This window comes from Kitasatospora sp. NPDC002543, assembly GCF_053594915.1.
On sequence record NZ_JBSFWR010000021.1, the window covers coordinates 15,106 to 29,053 of the forward strand.

At 73.6% G+C, this 13,948-nt stretch carries 14 protein-coding genes; 11 read left to right on the forward strand and 3 right to left on the reverse strand.

All coding sequences use genetic code 11. The annotated features are described in order from the left end of the window. The first annotated feature begins 103 nt into the window (after positions 1-103). Entirely contained in the window at positions 104-1,249 is a 1,146-nt protein-coding gene (locus tag ACWD4P_RS12195; protein WP_359824492.1) for a D-alanine--D-alanine ligase family protein, read from the forward strand. A gap of 83 nt (positions 1,250-1,332) precedes the next feature. Here ACWD4P_RS12195 and ACWD4P_RS12200 read toward each other — a convergent pair whose 3' ends face one another. Beyond that, complete coding sequence (locus tag ACWD4P_RS12200) at positions 1,333-1,851, reverse strand: DUF3515 domain-containing protein (RefSeq protein ID WP_449779517.1); 519 nt, start codon at positions 1,849-1,851, stop codon at positions 1,333-1,335. 64 nt (positions 1,852-1,915) lie between these two features. Further along, complete coding sequence (locus tag ACWD4P_RS12205; protein WP_359826440.1) at positions 1,916-2,149, reverse strand: Lrp/AsnC family transcriptional regulator; 234 nt, start codon at positions 2,147-2,149, stop codon at positions 1,916-1,918. A 207-nt stretch (positions 2,150-2,356) separates the two neighbouring features. Here ACWD4P_RS12205 and ACWD4P_RS12210 point away from each other — a divergent pair, with 207 nt between their 5' ends. The 3 genes from ACWD4P_RS12210 (at position 2,357) to thiD (ending at position 5,327) form a co-directional block, all read left to right on the forward strand. After that, complete coding sequence (locus ACWD4P_RS12210) at positions 2,357-3,322, forward strand: thiamine-phosphate kinase (RefSeq protein WP_359826442.1); 966 nt, start codon at positions 2,357-2,359, stop codon at positions 3,320-3,322. A 158-nt stretch (positions 3,323-3,480) separates the two neighbouring features. Continuing rightward, a complete protein-coding gene (locus ACWD4P_RS12215) occupies positions 3,481-4,506 on the forward strand; it encodes an ATP-dependent 6-phosphofructokinase (protein WP_359826444.1) in 1,026 nt (341 codons plus the stop codon). A gap of 23 nt (positions 4,507-4,529) precedes the next feature. After that, a complete protein-coding gene (gene thiD, locus ACWD4P_RS12220; protein ID WP_449779518.1) occupies positions 4,530-5,327 on the forward strand; it encodes a bifunctional hydroxymethylpyrimidine kinase/phosphomethylpyrimidine kinase in 798 nt (265 codons plus the stop codon). A 172-nt stretch (positions 5,328-5,499) separates the two neighbouring features. Here thiD and rpmB read toward each other — a convergent pair whose 3' ends face one another. Next, entirely contained in the window at positions 5,500-5,685 is a 186-nt protein-coding gene (rpmB, locus tag ACWD4P_RS12225) for a 50S ribosomal protein L28 (RefSeq protein WP_014138233.1), read from the reverse strand. Between the two features lie 297 nt (positions 5,686-5,982). Between rpmB and ACWD4P_RS12230 the strand changes: the two genes are divergently transcribed. The 7 genes from ACWD4P_RS12230 to ACWD4P_RS12260 all read left to right on the forward strand — a co-directional run bounded on the left by ACWD4P_RS12230 (position 5,983) and on the right by ACWD4P_RS12260 (position 13,946). Next, on the forward strand, positions 5,983-7,614 hold the full coding sequence (locus ACWD4P_RS12230; protein ID WP_449779519.1) for a DAK2 domain-containing protein: 1,632 nt from the start codon (positions 5,983-5,985) through the stop codon (positions 7,612-7,614). Positions 7,615-7,653: 39 nt separating this feature from the next. Further along, positions 7,654-9,882 carry an ATP-dependent DNA helicase RecG gene (gene recG, locus ACWD4P_RS12235; protein ID WP_449779520.1) on the forward strand — a complete coding sequence of 743 codons (2,229 nt, stop codon included), beginning with the start codon at positions 7,654-7,656 and terminating at the stop codon, positions 9,880-9,882. A 103-nt stretch (positions 9,883-9,985) separates the two neighbouring features. Beyond that, positions 9,986-10,519, forward strand: a complete 534-nt coding sequence (locus ACWD4P_RS12240) for a hypothetical protein (protein ID WP_359826452.1) — start codon at positions 9,986-9,988, stop codon at positions 10,517-10,519. Between the two features lie 111 nt (positions 10,520-10,630). Continuing rightward, entirely contained in the window at positions 10,631-11,215 is a 585-nt protein-coding gene (gene rsmD / locus ACWD4P_RS12245) for a 16S rRNA (guanine(966)-N(2))-methyltransferase RsmD (protein WP_359826454.1), read from the forward strand. A 49-nt stretch (positions 11,216-11,264) separates the two neighbouring features. Then, the gene (coaD, locus tag ACWD4P_RS12250) at positions 11,265-11,756 is read left to right on the forward strand and encodes a pantetheine-phosphate adenylyltransferase (protein ID WP_359826457.1); all 492 of its coding nucleotides are present in this window, start codon (positions 11,265-11,267) and stop codon (positions 11,754-11,756) included. A 187-nt stretch (positions 11,757-11,943) separates the two neighbouring features. Then, positions 11,944-13,128, forward strand: coding sequence for an ATP synthase F0 subunit B (locus tag ACWD4P_RS12255; protein WP_449779521.1), 1,185 nt, complete (start codon positions 11,944-11,946; stop codon positions 13,126-13,128). A gap of 173 nt (positions 13,129-13,301) precedes the next feature. Next, on the forward strand, positions 13,302-13,946 hold the full coding sequence (locus tag ACWD4P_RS12260) for a YceD family protein (protein WP_359826461.1): 645 nt from the start codon (positions 13,302-13,304) through the stop codon (positions 13,944-13,946). Positions 13,947-13,948 lie beyond the last annotated feature (2 nt).

A 13,948-nucleotide genomic window follows, 5' to 3' on the forward strand; every position in this document is an offset into this window, starting at 1 on the left:
CCGACGGCGCCGACGACGGGGGCGGCACCGGGCCCCGGCGCCGCCGACTGCCCGGTGCCGCTCACATTCGGGCAGGGCGTCGCACGGTAGTCTCAAACCCGATATGAGCATCGAACAGTCCTCCCCGAACCGGCCCGACCGGAAGCCGCGCGTCGCGCTGGTCTTCGGCGGGCGCAGCTCCGAGCACGCGATCTCGGTCTCCACCGCGGGCAGCGTGCTCAGGGCGATCGACCGCGACAAGTACGACGTGCTGCCGATCGGCATCACGCACGAGGGCCGCTGGGCGCTGACCAGCGACGAGCCGGCCCGGATGGCCATCACCGACGGGAAGCTCCCGGACGTGGCGAACGTCGCCGAGGGCGTCGACGGCCAGGTCGCGCTGCCGGTCGCCCCGGGCAACCGCGAGGTGGTCCTGACCGAGCCGGGCAGCGCCCCGAAGGCGCTCGGCGAGGTCGACGTGGTGTTCCCGCTGCTGCACGGCCCGTGGGGCGAGGACGGCACGCTCCAGGGCCTGCTGGAGCTCTCCGGCGTCCCGTACGTCGGCAACGGCGTGCTGGCCAGCGCGGCCGGCATGGACAAGGAGTTCGCCAAGCGGATCCTGGCCTCGCACGGCCTGGGCGTCGGCCGCTACACCATCGTGCGGCCGCGCGACTGGGAGTCCGAGGAGGGCCGCGCCGCGGTGCGCGAGCGGGCCGCCGAGCTGGGCCTGCCGCTGTTCGTGAAGCCCTGCCGGGCCGGTTCCAGCATCGGCATCACCAAGGTGAAGGACCTGGCCGACCTCGACGCCGCGATCGAGGAGGCCCGCCGGCACGACCCCAAGCTGATCATCGAGGCCGGCGTGACCGGCCGCGAGATCGAGTGCGGCGTGCTGGAGTTCGAGGACGGCCCGCGGGCCAGCGTGGCCGGCGAGATCCTGGTCGGCGAGGGCTTCGACTTCTACGACTTCGAGGCCAAGTACATCGACTCCTCGGACGTGAAGATCCCGGCGGACCTGACCGCCGGGGAGCTCGCCGAGATCCAGCGCCAGGCGGTCGAGGCCTTCGAGGCGCTCGGCTGCGAGGGCCTGGCCCGGGTGGACTTCTTCCTGCTGGAGGACGGCACCTGGATGATCAACGAGATCAACACCATGCCCGGCTTCACCCCCATCTCGGCCTACCCGAAGATGTGGGAGGCCAGCGGGGTCTCGTACCCGGAGCTGATCGACCGGCTGCTCGGGACGGCGCTGCGGCGTTCCACCGGACTCCGCTAGGACCCGCGGCCGAGGGCGGGCCGGGAGGCTCCCGGCCCGCCCTCGGCGCGTCCCGGCGGGTCGTGGGCGCGGGCGCGCGCCGCTCAGCCCGGGACGGTGGCCCGGACCGCGCCGCTCAGGGCGGCCGCCGGGTCGAAGGGGTTCTTCGCGGCGCCGGCCGGGACGGTCACCTCGACGTAGGCGGCGCGCATGGTCGTCACGAAGCGGTAGCCGCCGTCGGATAGCTTCTGCGACCACCAGGTGACGTCGTCGACGCTCGGGGACCAGTCCGCGGCGTGGTCGCCGTCCAGCTCCTCCGGCCGGTCGATGCCGCAGCGCAGGACCGTCCGGGGCGAACCGCCCCAGGCGGCCACGTACGGCGAGGCGGGCGACGGGTCCCTGCGGGCCTGCCCGAGCAGCTCGGCGGGCAGCTCAGCGGCGAGCGACCGGCAGTACTCGGCGGCCCGGCCGCTCGGCCGCGGTACCTCGACCTTCGGGTCGGCCTGGCCCCAGCTGCCGACCAGCGCCACGACCGCGCAGGTCAGCACGACGGGCAGGGCCAGCCAGCGGACCGGGGCCGGCAGGGCGGTCAGCGCCTCGGGGACGCGCAGTTCTCGGGCCACCCGCCGATGGTAACCGGGGTCCGAACGGCCGGTCCGCGCCGGTGCGGGGAGCCGGTGCGGCGCCTCAGATGTGCACCACGGGGCAGGTGAGGGTACGGGTGATGCCCTCGACCTTCTGGACCCGGGCCGCGACCATGCGGCCCAGCTCGTCCACCGTCTCGGCCTCGGCCTTGACGATCACGTCGTAGGGGCCGGTGACGTCCTCGGCGGTCAGCACGCCGGGGATCTCGGAGATGGTCCCGGCCACGGAGGTGGCCTTCCCAACCTCGGTCTGGATCAGGATGTATGCCTGTACCACGGGGACCTCCCGGCGGCCGGTTAGGGGGGATCGCCGCCGTGATCGCCCGGTCAGGCGGATGGGTGGGTGGGCTCACCGGCAGTCTGATCACCACGCTACCGCGCTGCGGCCCGGGGAGGGGAGACCCCGGGCCCCCCGAAGGGCGTACGCTGCGCGCGGGGGAGCGCGACGGGGGCCGAACCGGATGGAAACGCGAGAGGACGGCAGATGCAGGGGACCGTGGGCGAGCTCGGCGAGTTCGGCCTCATCAGGGAGCTGACCGCCCGGGTACCGCTCACCGATGCGGTCGACCTCGGCCCGGGTGACGACGCCGCGGTGGTGCGGGCTCCGGACGGCCGGGTGGTGGCGACCACGGACGTCCTGATCGAGAACCGGCACTTCCGCCGGGACTGGTCCACCGCCTACGACGTGGGCCGCAAGGCCGCCGCCCAGAACCTCGCCGACGTGGCCGCGATGGGGGCGGTGCCGACCGCGATCCTGCTCGGCCTGGTCGCCCCCGCGGACCTGCCGACCACCTGGGCCACCGAGCTGATGGACGGGCTGCGCGACGAGTGCCAGGTCGCCGGGGCGACGGTGGTCGGCGGCGACGTCGTGCGCGGCGACACCGTCACGCTGGCCATCACGGCGCTCGGGGACCTCCAGGGGCGCGCGGCGGTGACCCGCGCCGGCGCACAGGTCGGCGACCTGGTGGCGGTGACCGGCTGGCTCGGCTGGTCGGCCGCCGGCCTGACCGTCCTCCAGCGCGGCTTCCGCTCCCCGCGCGCCTTCGTCGAGGCGCACCGCCGTCCCGAACCGCCGTACCACGCGGGCCCGGCGGCGGCCGAGCTGGGCGCGACCTCGATGATCGACGTGAGCGACGGGCTGGTCGCCGACCTCGGCCACGTGGCCCGGGCCAGCGAGGTGGACATCGACCTCAAGGCCGCCGACTTCGACGTCCCGGCGCAGATGGCCGACATCGGCCAGGCGGTCGGGGTGGACCCGCTGGTCTGGGTGCTCTCCGGCGGCGAGGACCACGCGATCGTGGCCACCTTCCCCCGCGGGGTCCAACTCCCCGCCCGCTGGCGGGTGGTGGGCGAGGTGACCGGCCGCCCGACGGGCAGCCGCAGCGGCCGGGTCACGGTCGACGGCGCCCCCTGGGACCGGGTCGGCGGCTGGGACCACTTCGCCGAGTAGCGCGCGGCCCGCACCGATCCCCGTACGGCGGGCGGCGCGTGACGCTCCGGCGTGCGGGGGACGGGCGTCGCGGGTGCGTTTTGCGTAGGCTTGCGGCACCCCAGCCCGCCCGCCCGGCGCGGGTGGCCCGAACCACTGCGAGCGGGAGCACACCTGACATGCGCATCGGTGTACTGACCAGCGGCGGCGACTGCCCCGGCCTCAACGCGGTGATCCGCTCGGTGGTGCACCGGGGCACCGACGTCCACGGGGACGAGATCGTCGGCATCCTGGACGGCTTCCTCGGGCTGATCGAGGGCCGCACCAGGACGGTCTCGCACGACGACGTCACCGGCCTGCTCACCCTCGGCGGCACCGTCCTCGGCTCGGCCCGGGTGCGGCGGGACCGGATCGCCTGGGCCGTGGAGAACGCCAAGACGCTGGCCCGGGAGATCGGCATCGACGCGCTGATCGCGATCGGCGGCGAGGGGACGCTGACCGCCGCCAAGCTGTTCAGCGACGCGGGGCTGCCCGTGGTCGGGGTGCCGAAGACCATCGACAACGACATCGACGCCACCGACGTGACCTTCGGCTTCGACACCGCCGTGCACGTCGCGACCGAGGCGATCGACCGGCTGAAGACCACCGCCGAGTCCCACCAGCGCGTCATGGTGGTCGAGTTGATGGGCCGGCACACCGGCTGGATCACCCTCACCGCGGGCATGGCGGGCGGCGCGCACGGCATCCTGATCCCGGAGAAGCCCTTCGACATCGAGGCGGTGGCCCGGATAATCGAGGACCGCTTCGCGCGCGGCAAGAAGTTCGCCATCATCGCCGTCGCCGAGGGCGCCTCCCCGGTGCCCGGCACCATGCGCTTCGACCACGGCGAGGTCGACCAGTACGGCCACCGCACCTTCGGCGGGATCGGCAACCGGCTCGCCCACGAGCTGGAGAACCTGCTCGGCAAGGAGGCCCGCCCGGTCATCCTCGGCCACGTCCAGCGCGGCGGCACCCCGACCGCCCGGGACCGGGTGCTCGCCACCCGGTTCGGCTGGCACGCGGTGGAGGCCGTCCACCAGGGGGCGTTCGGGCACTTCACCGCGCTGCGCCGGACCGGCATCGAGCTGCTGCCGATCGGCGACGCGGTGACCAGGCTGAAGACGGTGCCCGAGGACCGCTGGACGGAGTCCGAGGCGGTGCTCTGAAACCGCGCGGGTAGGTTGGGGCCATGTCCTCCACCGCACCTCCCCGCGTGCTCACCGTCGCCGGCTCCGACTCCGGCGGCGGCGCCGGCATCCAGGCCGACCTCAAGGCGATGCTCGCCCTCGGCGTCCACGGCATGAGCGTGATCACCGCCGTCACCGCGCAGAACTCGCTCGGCGTCCAGGGCTACTGGGAACTGCCCGCCGAGGCCGTCCGGGCGCAGTTCCGCAGCGTGGTCGACGACATCGGGGTGCAGGCGGTGAAGACCGGCATGCTCGCCTCCGTCGAACTCGTCGAGACCGTCTCCGGGCTGCTGGCCGGGGTGGACGCCCCGGTGGTCGTCGACCCGGTCGGGGTCTCCAAGCACGGGGACGCGCTGCTGGTCGCCGAGGCCGTCGCCACCGTCCGGGAGAAGCTGCTGCCGGTCGCCACCCTGGCCACCCCCAACCTGCACGAGGTGACCCAGCTCACCGGGCTGACCGTCGAGGATGAGTCGCAGATGCTGGACGCCGCCAAGGCGCTGGTCGACCTCGGGCCGCGCTGGGCGCTCGTCAAGGGCGGCCACCTGGAGGGCGAGGCCGCCGACCTGCTGTACGGCGGACCGGACGAGGTGCACTGGTTCCGGGCGCCGCGCTACGACAACCGCCACACCCACGGCACCGGCTGCACCCTGGCCAGCGCGATCGCCGCCGGGCTGGCCAAGGGCGAACCGCTGCCGCGGGCGGTGGCCTCGGCCAAGGAGTACATCACCGGCGCGATCGCCGGGGGCTTCGCCCTGGGCGCCGGCATCGGCCCGGTCGACCACGCCTGGCGCTGGCGCTGAGCCGTCCCGGAACGCCGGGGACCCCGGGAAAACAGTGGTGGGCGGGCTCCTGGAGGGAGTCCGCCCACCACTGGTGAGTCCGGAAAACGGCGTAGCCGGCCACGGAAACAGCGAAGCCGGCCCATCCGAGGATGAACCGGCTCACTGGAGGACCGGCATGCCGGTCTGCGCGTCAGCGCGAGACCTTACCGGCCTTGATGCACGAGGTGCAGACGTTGAGCCGCTTCGGCGTCCGCCCAATCACAGCGCGCACCGTCTGGATGTTGGGGTTCCAACGACGGGGGGTACGGCGGTGAGAGTGGGAGATGCTGTTGCCGAAGCCCGGCCCCTTGCCGCAGACGTCGCAGTTGGCAGCCACAGGAGTCACTCCAAGACTTCAGATCAGTTACTTTCGAAAACCCCACTCAGCCACCAGAACACTCACGTGCACCGGACCGGATAAGGGGGTGAGCCTGGACGGTTCCAGGCAACCGGAAGAGCATACAACGCTTGCTTCCGTCCCACGAAACTACCATGACCGGCCGAGTGATCGCTCCGGTCGTCGGCCCGGACGGCTCCGCCCCGCCCCCGATAACCTGCCGGTATCACCCCCCCGCCGTTCCGGGAGAGCCGCCGCCTCCCGGGCCGTATCGGCGTTCCATCCGGAGGAGACCTGGTGCTGCACACGCTCGACGCCCCGGCCGTGCGCACCTGGTGCCAGCTCGCCCTGCGCGCGCTCGGCCAGGCCCGCGAGGAGATCGACGCCCTCAACGTCTACCCCGTCCCGGACGGCGACACCGGCACCAACCTCTACCTGACCGTCGAGTCCGCCGCCGCCGAGGTGGAGAGCCGCTTCGCCGACCCCGCCGTCGACCCGGCCCCCGGGCTGGCCGACGCCGTCCGGGCGATGGCCCGCGGCGCGCTGGTCGGCGCCCGCGGCAACTCCGGGGTGATCCTCGCCCAGTGGCTGCGCGGCACCGCCGAGACGCTGGCCGAGGGCGGCGGCGCCGAACAGCTGCGGGCCGCCCTGCAGCGGGCCGCCGACTCCGCCTACCAGGCCGTCGCGGAGCCCGTCGAGGGCACCCTGCTGACCGTCGCCCGGGTCGCCGCCCGGGAGGCCGTCCGGGCCGGGGACGGCCTCGCCCAGGTCGCCGACACCGCCTACCGGGCCGCCCGGGACGCGCTGCGGCACACCCCCGAGCAGCTCGCCGTGCTGGCCGAGAACGGGGTGGTGGACGCCGGCGGGCGCGGACTGGTGGCCGTCCTGGGCGCGCTCGCCGACGCCGTCGCCGGCCAGCAGCCGATGGGGCCGGTCGCGCTGCGCGGGGACGTCCGGGCCGACGAGGGCTGCGCGGCCCACCTCAGGCCGCCCGGCCCCGGCCACCCCGCCTTCGAGGTCATCTACCTGCTGGACGCCCCCGACGAGGCGCTGCCCGCGCTGCGCGAGCGGCTCGGCGGGCTCGGCGACTCGCTGGTGATCGGGGGCGGCGACGGCCTGTGGAACGTGCACGTCCACGTGGACGACGCGGGCGCCGCCGTGGAGGCCGGGGTCGGGGCCGGGCGCCCGCACCAGATCAGGATCACGCACTTCGCCGAGGCCGCCGCCCGCTCCGGCACCGCCGCCGAGCCCGGCGAACGCGAGGAACGGGCCCGCGCGGTGCTCTCGGTGGTCTCCGGCGAGGGCCTGGCCGAACTCTGCGAACAGGCCGGCGCCGTCGTCCTGCACGCCGACCCGGACCGCCCGCCGACCAGCGCCGAGCTGGCCGCCGCGGTGCGCCGCTCGGCCGCCCGCGAGGTCGTCCTGCTGCTCAACGACCCCGAGCTGCGCGCCGCCGCGGGGGCCGCCGCCGACCAGCTGCGCGAGGAGGGGGTGCGGATCGCCGTCCTGCCCACCCGCTCGCCGGTGCAGGGGCTGGCCGCGCTCGCGGTGCACGAGGGCGGCCGCCGCTTCGACGAGGACGTGGTCGCCATGACCTCCGCCGCCGGAGCCACCCGGTACGCCGAACTGGCCGTCGCCGAGGGGGAGTCCTGGACGATGGCCGGGGTCTGCCAGGCCGGGGACGTGCTCGGGCTGATCGACGGCGACGTCGCGGTGATCGGCGCCGGGCTGGCCGAGGTCGGCGAGAGCGTGCTGGACCGGATGCTCGGGGCCGGCGGCGAACTCGTCACCCTGGTCCTCGGCGAGGGCACCGAGGAGGCGCTCGCCGAACGGCTGGTCGCCCACGTCCGGCACCGGCGGCCCGAGGTGGACGCGGTGGTCTTCCACGGCGGACAGGAACCGGCGCCACTGCTCATCGGGGTCGAGTAGCCGCCGCGCTGTCCGCCCCTTGGTGTAAACAGGGGCCTGATGGGCGCTCTCGATGAACCACTGACCAAGCTCGTCGGCGACCGCACCGCGAAGGTGCTCGCCGACAGCCTCAAGCTGCGCACGGTCGGGGACCTGCTGCACCACTACCCGCGCCGCTACGTCGAACGCGGTCAGCTCACCAGCCTGGACGAGCTGGAGGTCGACGAGCACGTCACCGTGCTGGCCCGGATCGAGAAGGTCACCCTGATCCCGTTCCGCGGGCGCAAGGGCGACCGGCTGGAGGTCGTCGTCACCGACGGCCGCAGCCGGCTCTCGCTGGTCTTCTTCAACCAGGGCTGGCGGCAGAAGGAGCTCAGGGCCGGCGCCCAGGGCCTGTTCGCGGGCAAGGTCGGGGTCTTCAACCGGACCCGCCAGCTGGTCTCGCCGGACTACCAGCTGCTCGACGAGGACGCGAGCGCTTCGACCGGAGCCGGCGACGCCGCGAAGCAGTTCGCCGGCCGGCTCATCCCGGTGTACGGCGCCAGCGCGCAGATGCCCAGCTGGAAGCTGTCGATCTGCGTCGAGACGGCGCTCACCAAGCACCTCGGCGACGTCGGCGAACCGCTGCCCGCCGAACTGCGCGAACGCCACGACCTGATCCCGCTGCCCGAGGCGCTGGAGCTGATCCACCGCCCCCGCGGCCACGCCGACCGCGAGCGCGCCCAGAGCCGGCTGCGCTGGGACGAGGCCTTCGTGCTCCAGGTCGCCCTGGCCCAGCGCCGGGCCGCCGACTCCGCCCTGCCCGCCAAACCGCGCAGGGCCCGCGAGGGCGGCCTGCTGGACGCCTTCGACGCCCGGCTGCCGTTCACCCTCACCGAGGGCCAGCGCAAGGTCTCCGCCGAGATCGCCGCCGACCTCGCCACCGACCACCCGATGCACCGGCTGCTCCAGGGCGAGGTCGGCTCCGGGAAGACGCTGGTCGCGCTGCGCGCCATGCTCGCCGTGGTGGACGCGGGCGGCCAGGCGGTGCTGCTGGCGCCCACCGAGGTGCTCGCCCAGCAGCACCACCGCTCGATCGTCGAGATGATGGGGGACCTCGCCGAGGGCGGAATGCTCGGAGGCTCCGACCTCGGCACCCGGGTGGCGCTGCTGACCGGCTCGATGGGCGTCGCCGCCCGCCGGCAGGCCCTGCTCGACATGGCCTGCGGGGACGCCGGGATCGCCATCGGCACCCATGCGCTGATCGAGGACAAGGTGCAGTTCCAGGACCTCGGCCTGGTCGTGGTGGACGAACAGCACCGCTTCGGCGTCGAGCAGCGGGACGCGCTGCGCGCCAAGGGCGAGCAGCCGCCGCACCTGCTGGTGATGACCGCCACCCCGATCCCGCGCACCGTCGCGATGACGGTCTTCGGGGACCTGGAGACCTCCGTCCTGGACCAGCTGCCGGCCGGCCGCTCGCCGATCTCCACCCACGTCGTCCCGGCGCTGGAGAAGCCCAACTTCCTCACCCGGGCCTGGGAGCGGGTCCGCGAGGAGGTCGGCAAGGGCCACCAGGCGTACGTGGTCTGCCCGCGGATCGGGGACGAGGAGCCGGACACTCCCAGGAAGAAGCGCAAGGCCCCCGAGGACGCCTTCGAGGAGGTCGCCGACGCCGGGGCGGAGAGCGACGAGCGCCGGCCGCCGCTCTCGGTGGTGGAGACGGCCGAGAAGCTGACGAAGGGCCCGCTGAACGGCCTGCGGGTGGAGATCCTGCACGGCCGGCTCGCGCCGGAGGCCAAGGACGAGGTGATGCGCCGGTTCTCGGCCGGCGAGGTGGACGTGCTGGTCGCCACCACGGTGATCGAGGTCGGCGTCAACGTCCCCAACTCCACCGCGATGGTCATCATGGACGCCGACCGCTTCGGCGTCTCCCAGCTCCACCAGCTGCGCGGCCGGGTCGGCCGGGGCAGCGCGCCCGGCCTGTGCCTGCTGGTCAGCGAGATGCCCGGGGGCAGCGCCGCGAGGGCCCGGCTGGACGCGGTGGCGGGCACCCTGGACGGCTTCGAGCTGTCCCGGATCGACCTCGAACAGCGCCGCGAGGGCGACGTGCTGGGCCAGGCCCAGTCCGGGGTGAAGTCCTCGCTCAAGGTGCTGTCCGTCCTGGAGGACGAGGAGGTCATCCTCACCGCCCGCACCGAGGCCACCCGGCTGGTCGCCGAGGACCCGGACCTGGCCGCCCACCCGGAGCTGCGCACCGCGCTGGAGAGCCTGCTGGACGAGGACCGCGCGGCCTACATGGAGAAGGGCTGAGCGGCCCTCGCGGAGCCGGATTGTCAGACCCCCGCGAGAGAATGAAGGTGTTCAGGGCGCACCTCCAAGGTGCGTACCTGGCACGACACTTGGGGGTCATGCCATGGCATTCCGTCATCTCAACGAGCTCCCGCTGGGCGACAAGGTCTTCCGGATCGAACTCGCCAGCGACGACGACCGCGAGGTCACCCTCACCCTGACCGGCTGGCGCGAGGGCGCGGCCGCCGCGCCGCTCGCCTCGGGCAAGCTCCGGCTGCCGGTCGAGGACGTCGCCTCGCTGCGGATCGCGCTCAACCGCGCGCTGCGGGCGCTGGCGATCGTCGCCGACGTCTCCGAGCCCATCCCCGACCGCGACGTGCTGCGCGAGCTGTACCCCGGCCACGGCGCCCCCTGGGTGCCGCAGCACGAGGAGGAGCTGGTCCGGCGCTTCCACGACGGCGAGACCGTCGCCCGGATCGCCGCCCGCTTCGGCCGCACGCCCGACTCCGTCCGGACCAAGCTGCGCGAGCTCGGGCACGACCCGCGCCGCCCCGAGTTCTGCCCGCCCGACGGCTGCCTGTCCTGGTCCCGCTACGCCTCGCCGGCCCTGCTCGGCGCGGGCGTCCCGGCCCAGCAGGCGGGCTCCGAGGCGAGCTGAGCCGTACCCGTCCCGCAGGCCCCGCCGGTGCGTCCGGCGGGGCCTGCGCCGTCACCCGCCCGCTCGCCGGGATAGCGTGGTCGGGCAGCGACGAAAGGACCTCCCACCACCATGACCCGCGTGATCGCCGGGGCGGCCGGCGGCCGCCGGCTGGCCGTACCGCCAGGCCGGGGCACCCGTCCGACCTCCGACAAGGCCCGTGAGGCGATGTTCTCCACCCTGGAGGCGCTGCACGGCACCGTGCACGGGGCCCGGATGCTGGACCTGTTCGGCGGATCGGGCGCGGTCGGGCTGGAGGCGCTGTCGCGCGGAGCCGAGCACGTCCTGCTGGTCGAGGCGGACGCCCAGGCGGCCCGGGTGATCCGGGAGAACGTCCGGACGATCGGCCTGCCGGGGGCCGAGGTGCGGGCCGCCAAGGCGGAGAAGGTGATCGCCGGGCCGCCCCCGCAGAGCCCGTACGACCTGGTCTTCCTCGACCCGCCGTACGCGGTGACGGACGAGGAGGTGCGCGAGATGCTGATCACACTCCTGGCCGGGGGCTGGCTCACGGAGGACGCACTCGTCACCGTGGAGCGCAGCACCCGCGGCGGTGGGTTCGACTGGCCCGGGGGTTTCGAGGAGCTGCGCTCCCGCCGCTACGGCGAGGGCACGCTCTGGTACGGTCGCGCCGCCGCCGCGGCCGGCGAGCAGGAGTAACGGGCCGCGGCCCGCAGCATCCGTCACCCCACGAGGGAGCACACACGCCATGCGCCGAGCCGTCTGCCCCGGTTCGTTCGACCCGATCACCAACGGCCACCTCGACATCATCGAGCGGGCCTCGAAGCTGTACGACGTGGTGCATGTCGCGGTCCTGATCAACCGGAACAAGCAGGGCATGTTCACCGTCGACGAGCGGATCGGTCTGATCGAGGAGGTCACCGCGGGCTTCGGGAACGTGGTGGTCGAGTCGCACCACGGCCTGCTGGTGGACTACTGCCGGGAGCGCGGCATCCCCGCGATCATCAAGGGCCTGCGCGCGGTCAGCGACTTCGACTACGAGCTCCAGATGGCCCAGATGAACCACGGCCTGACCGGGGTGGAGACGCTGTTCGTGCCGACCTCGCCGACGTACAGCTTCCTCTCCTCGACGCTGGTCAAGGAGGTCGCCTCGTACGGCGGCGACGTCTCGCACCTGCTGCCCGAGACGGTGCACGGCCGACTGGTCGAGCGGATCGCGGAGCGCAAGGCCGAGCAGTAGTCCACTGCCTGTCTGTTTCTGCCGCTTCGTCACGGATTGTCCGGCAGGCGGGAGCCCGGTTCGGCTCAGGCGTTGTGACCGGGCCCGGCAGTGGCCGTACAGTCTGTATTCCTGCCCTGCGGTGAGGTCCACCGCGTCGGGCCTGCCTCCGCCGGACCGTCGGCGGCACACGGAAAGACGAAGCCCCGTGGACGTGCAGAACAAGGTCGACGAGATCGTGGCGGCGGTCGAGAACGCCCGCTCGATGCCGATGTCGGCCTCCTGCGTGGTGAACCGGGCCGAGCTGATCGGCCTGCTGAACGACCTCAGGTCGGCACTGCCCGCCGAACTCGCCCAGGCCCAGTCGGTGATGGCCGACCACGAGCAGGTCGTGGCGGGCGCCCAGGTCGAGGCCGAGCGGATCATCCAGGGCGCGCACGCCGAGCGCGGCTCGCTGATCTCGGACACCGAGGTGGTCCGCCAGGCCCAGGCCCAGGCCGACCGGATCCTCGCCGAGGCGCGTTCCGAGGCCGACACCAAGCGGGCCGAGGCCGACGACTACGTGGACAGCAAGCTCGCCAACTTCGAGGTCGTGCTGACCAAGACGCTCGGCGCGGTCGGCCGCGGCCGCACCAAGCTGCGCGGCGATTCCAGCGTCTTCGAGACCGGGGCCGACGGCGAGAGCGACGGCGAGGAGTTCCGCCCGCAGAGGGTCAGCCCGAGCCCCGAGGTCGACGAGTACGTCGACGTGAAGCTCGCCACCCTGGAGAGCGTGCTCGGCGCCACCCTGGAGGCGGTCGGCAAGGGCCGCGACAAGCTGCTCGGCAAGCGTCCCATCGACGAGCTGGGCGCCTACCTGGCCGCCGCCGACCAGGCCCAGCAGGCCAAGGAGCGGGCCGAGGCGGTGGCGGCGGGCTTCGCCCACGACGCCGACGGCGAGGACATCGCCTGGTACCGCGAGGACGTCCCGCAGCAGCAGACCTGGCCGGAGCAGACCCCGGCCGCGGCCGGCTGGCAGGCCCCCGGCACCGACCAGTACGCGCCCGCCGCCCAGCAGCAGGGCGGGCAGTACGCCGAGGTGTACGGCGGCGGCTACGACCCGGCCGGCCAGGGCGACCCGTACAACACCCAGTGGGGCCAGCAGCACGGCGGCTACCAGCAGCAGGGCTACCCGGAGCAGCCGCAGGAGGGCTACGGCTACCCCCAGCAGCAGGGGTACGGCGCGCAGTCGTACGACGGCTACACCTACCCCCAGCAGCCCGCCGCCCCGCCGGCCGTGCCGCACCAGCAGCAGGGCCAGCAGCAGGGCCAGGGCCAGGGCCTGGACGAGACCAGCTTCTTCGACACCAGCATGATCGACATGACCAGGCTGCGGGAGCTCGGCGGCCGCTGAACCGGCCCGGCACGACGGTGCGGGAGTCTCCTGACGGGACCGAAGTTGGGCCTGGCGGGAGACTCCGGTAGTCTGACCACTCCGGCCTCTCCATGTCCGGCTGTCGGCTTGCCCGCGCAAGGCCGACCGGACGGAGACGCCAATCGAAGATTCCCCATGGAAGTCAGGACACCGTGAACCGCCTCGACCACCGCGACCCCCTCGTGTTCGACACGCACGAGCTCGGTCGTCGCCCGGGCTCGATGCGCAAGGTGAGTCGGACCGTGGAGGCCCCCGAGGGCTTCGGGATCATCGACGTGATCGGCGTCCCGGAGCGGGACGCGATCGAGCTGGAGCTCCGCCTGGAGTCCGTGGTCGAGGGCGTGCTGGTCACCGGCACCGCCGGGACCCACGTCGAGGGCGAGTGCGTCCGGTGCCTGGAGCCCGTCGAGTTCGACGTCGACGTGGCCTTCCAGGAGCTGTACTACTACCCGGAGTCCGACGAGCGCCACCGCGCCCGGACCGCCGGGACCGAGGACCTCGACGAGGACTCGGAAGAAGAGACTTACCGTCTGGAGGGCGACTTCTTCGACCTCCAGCCGGTGCTGCGTGACGCGGTGGTGCTCGCACTGCCGCTGCAGCCGGTGTGCCAGGAAGACTGCCTGGGCCTGTGCTCCGAGTGCGGAGCGCGCCTGAGCGACGACCCGGCGCACCACCACGATGCCGTCGACCCCCGGTGGGCGGCTCTGCAGGGACTCTCCGCCGCCCCCGGCGACGAGGGTGACGGATCCAAGAACAGCGACACCCGTGAGGGTCTCGCCGAGAACCAGGAGAAGTAGCC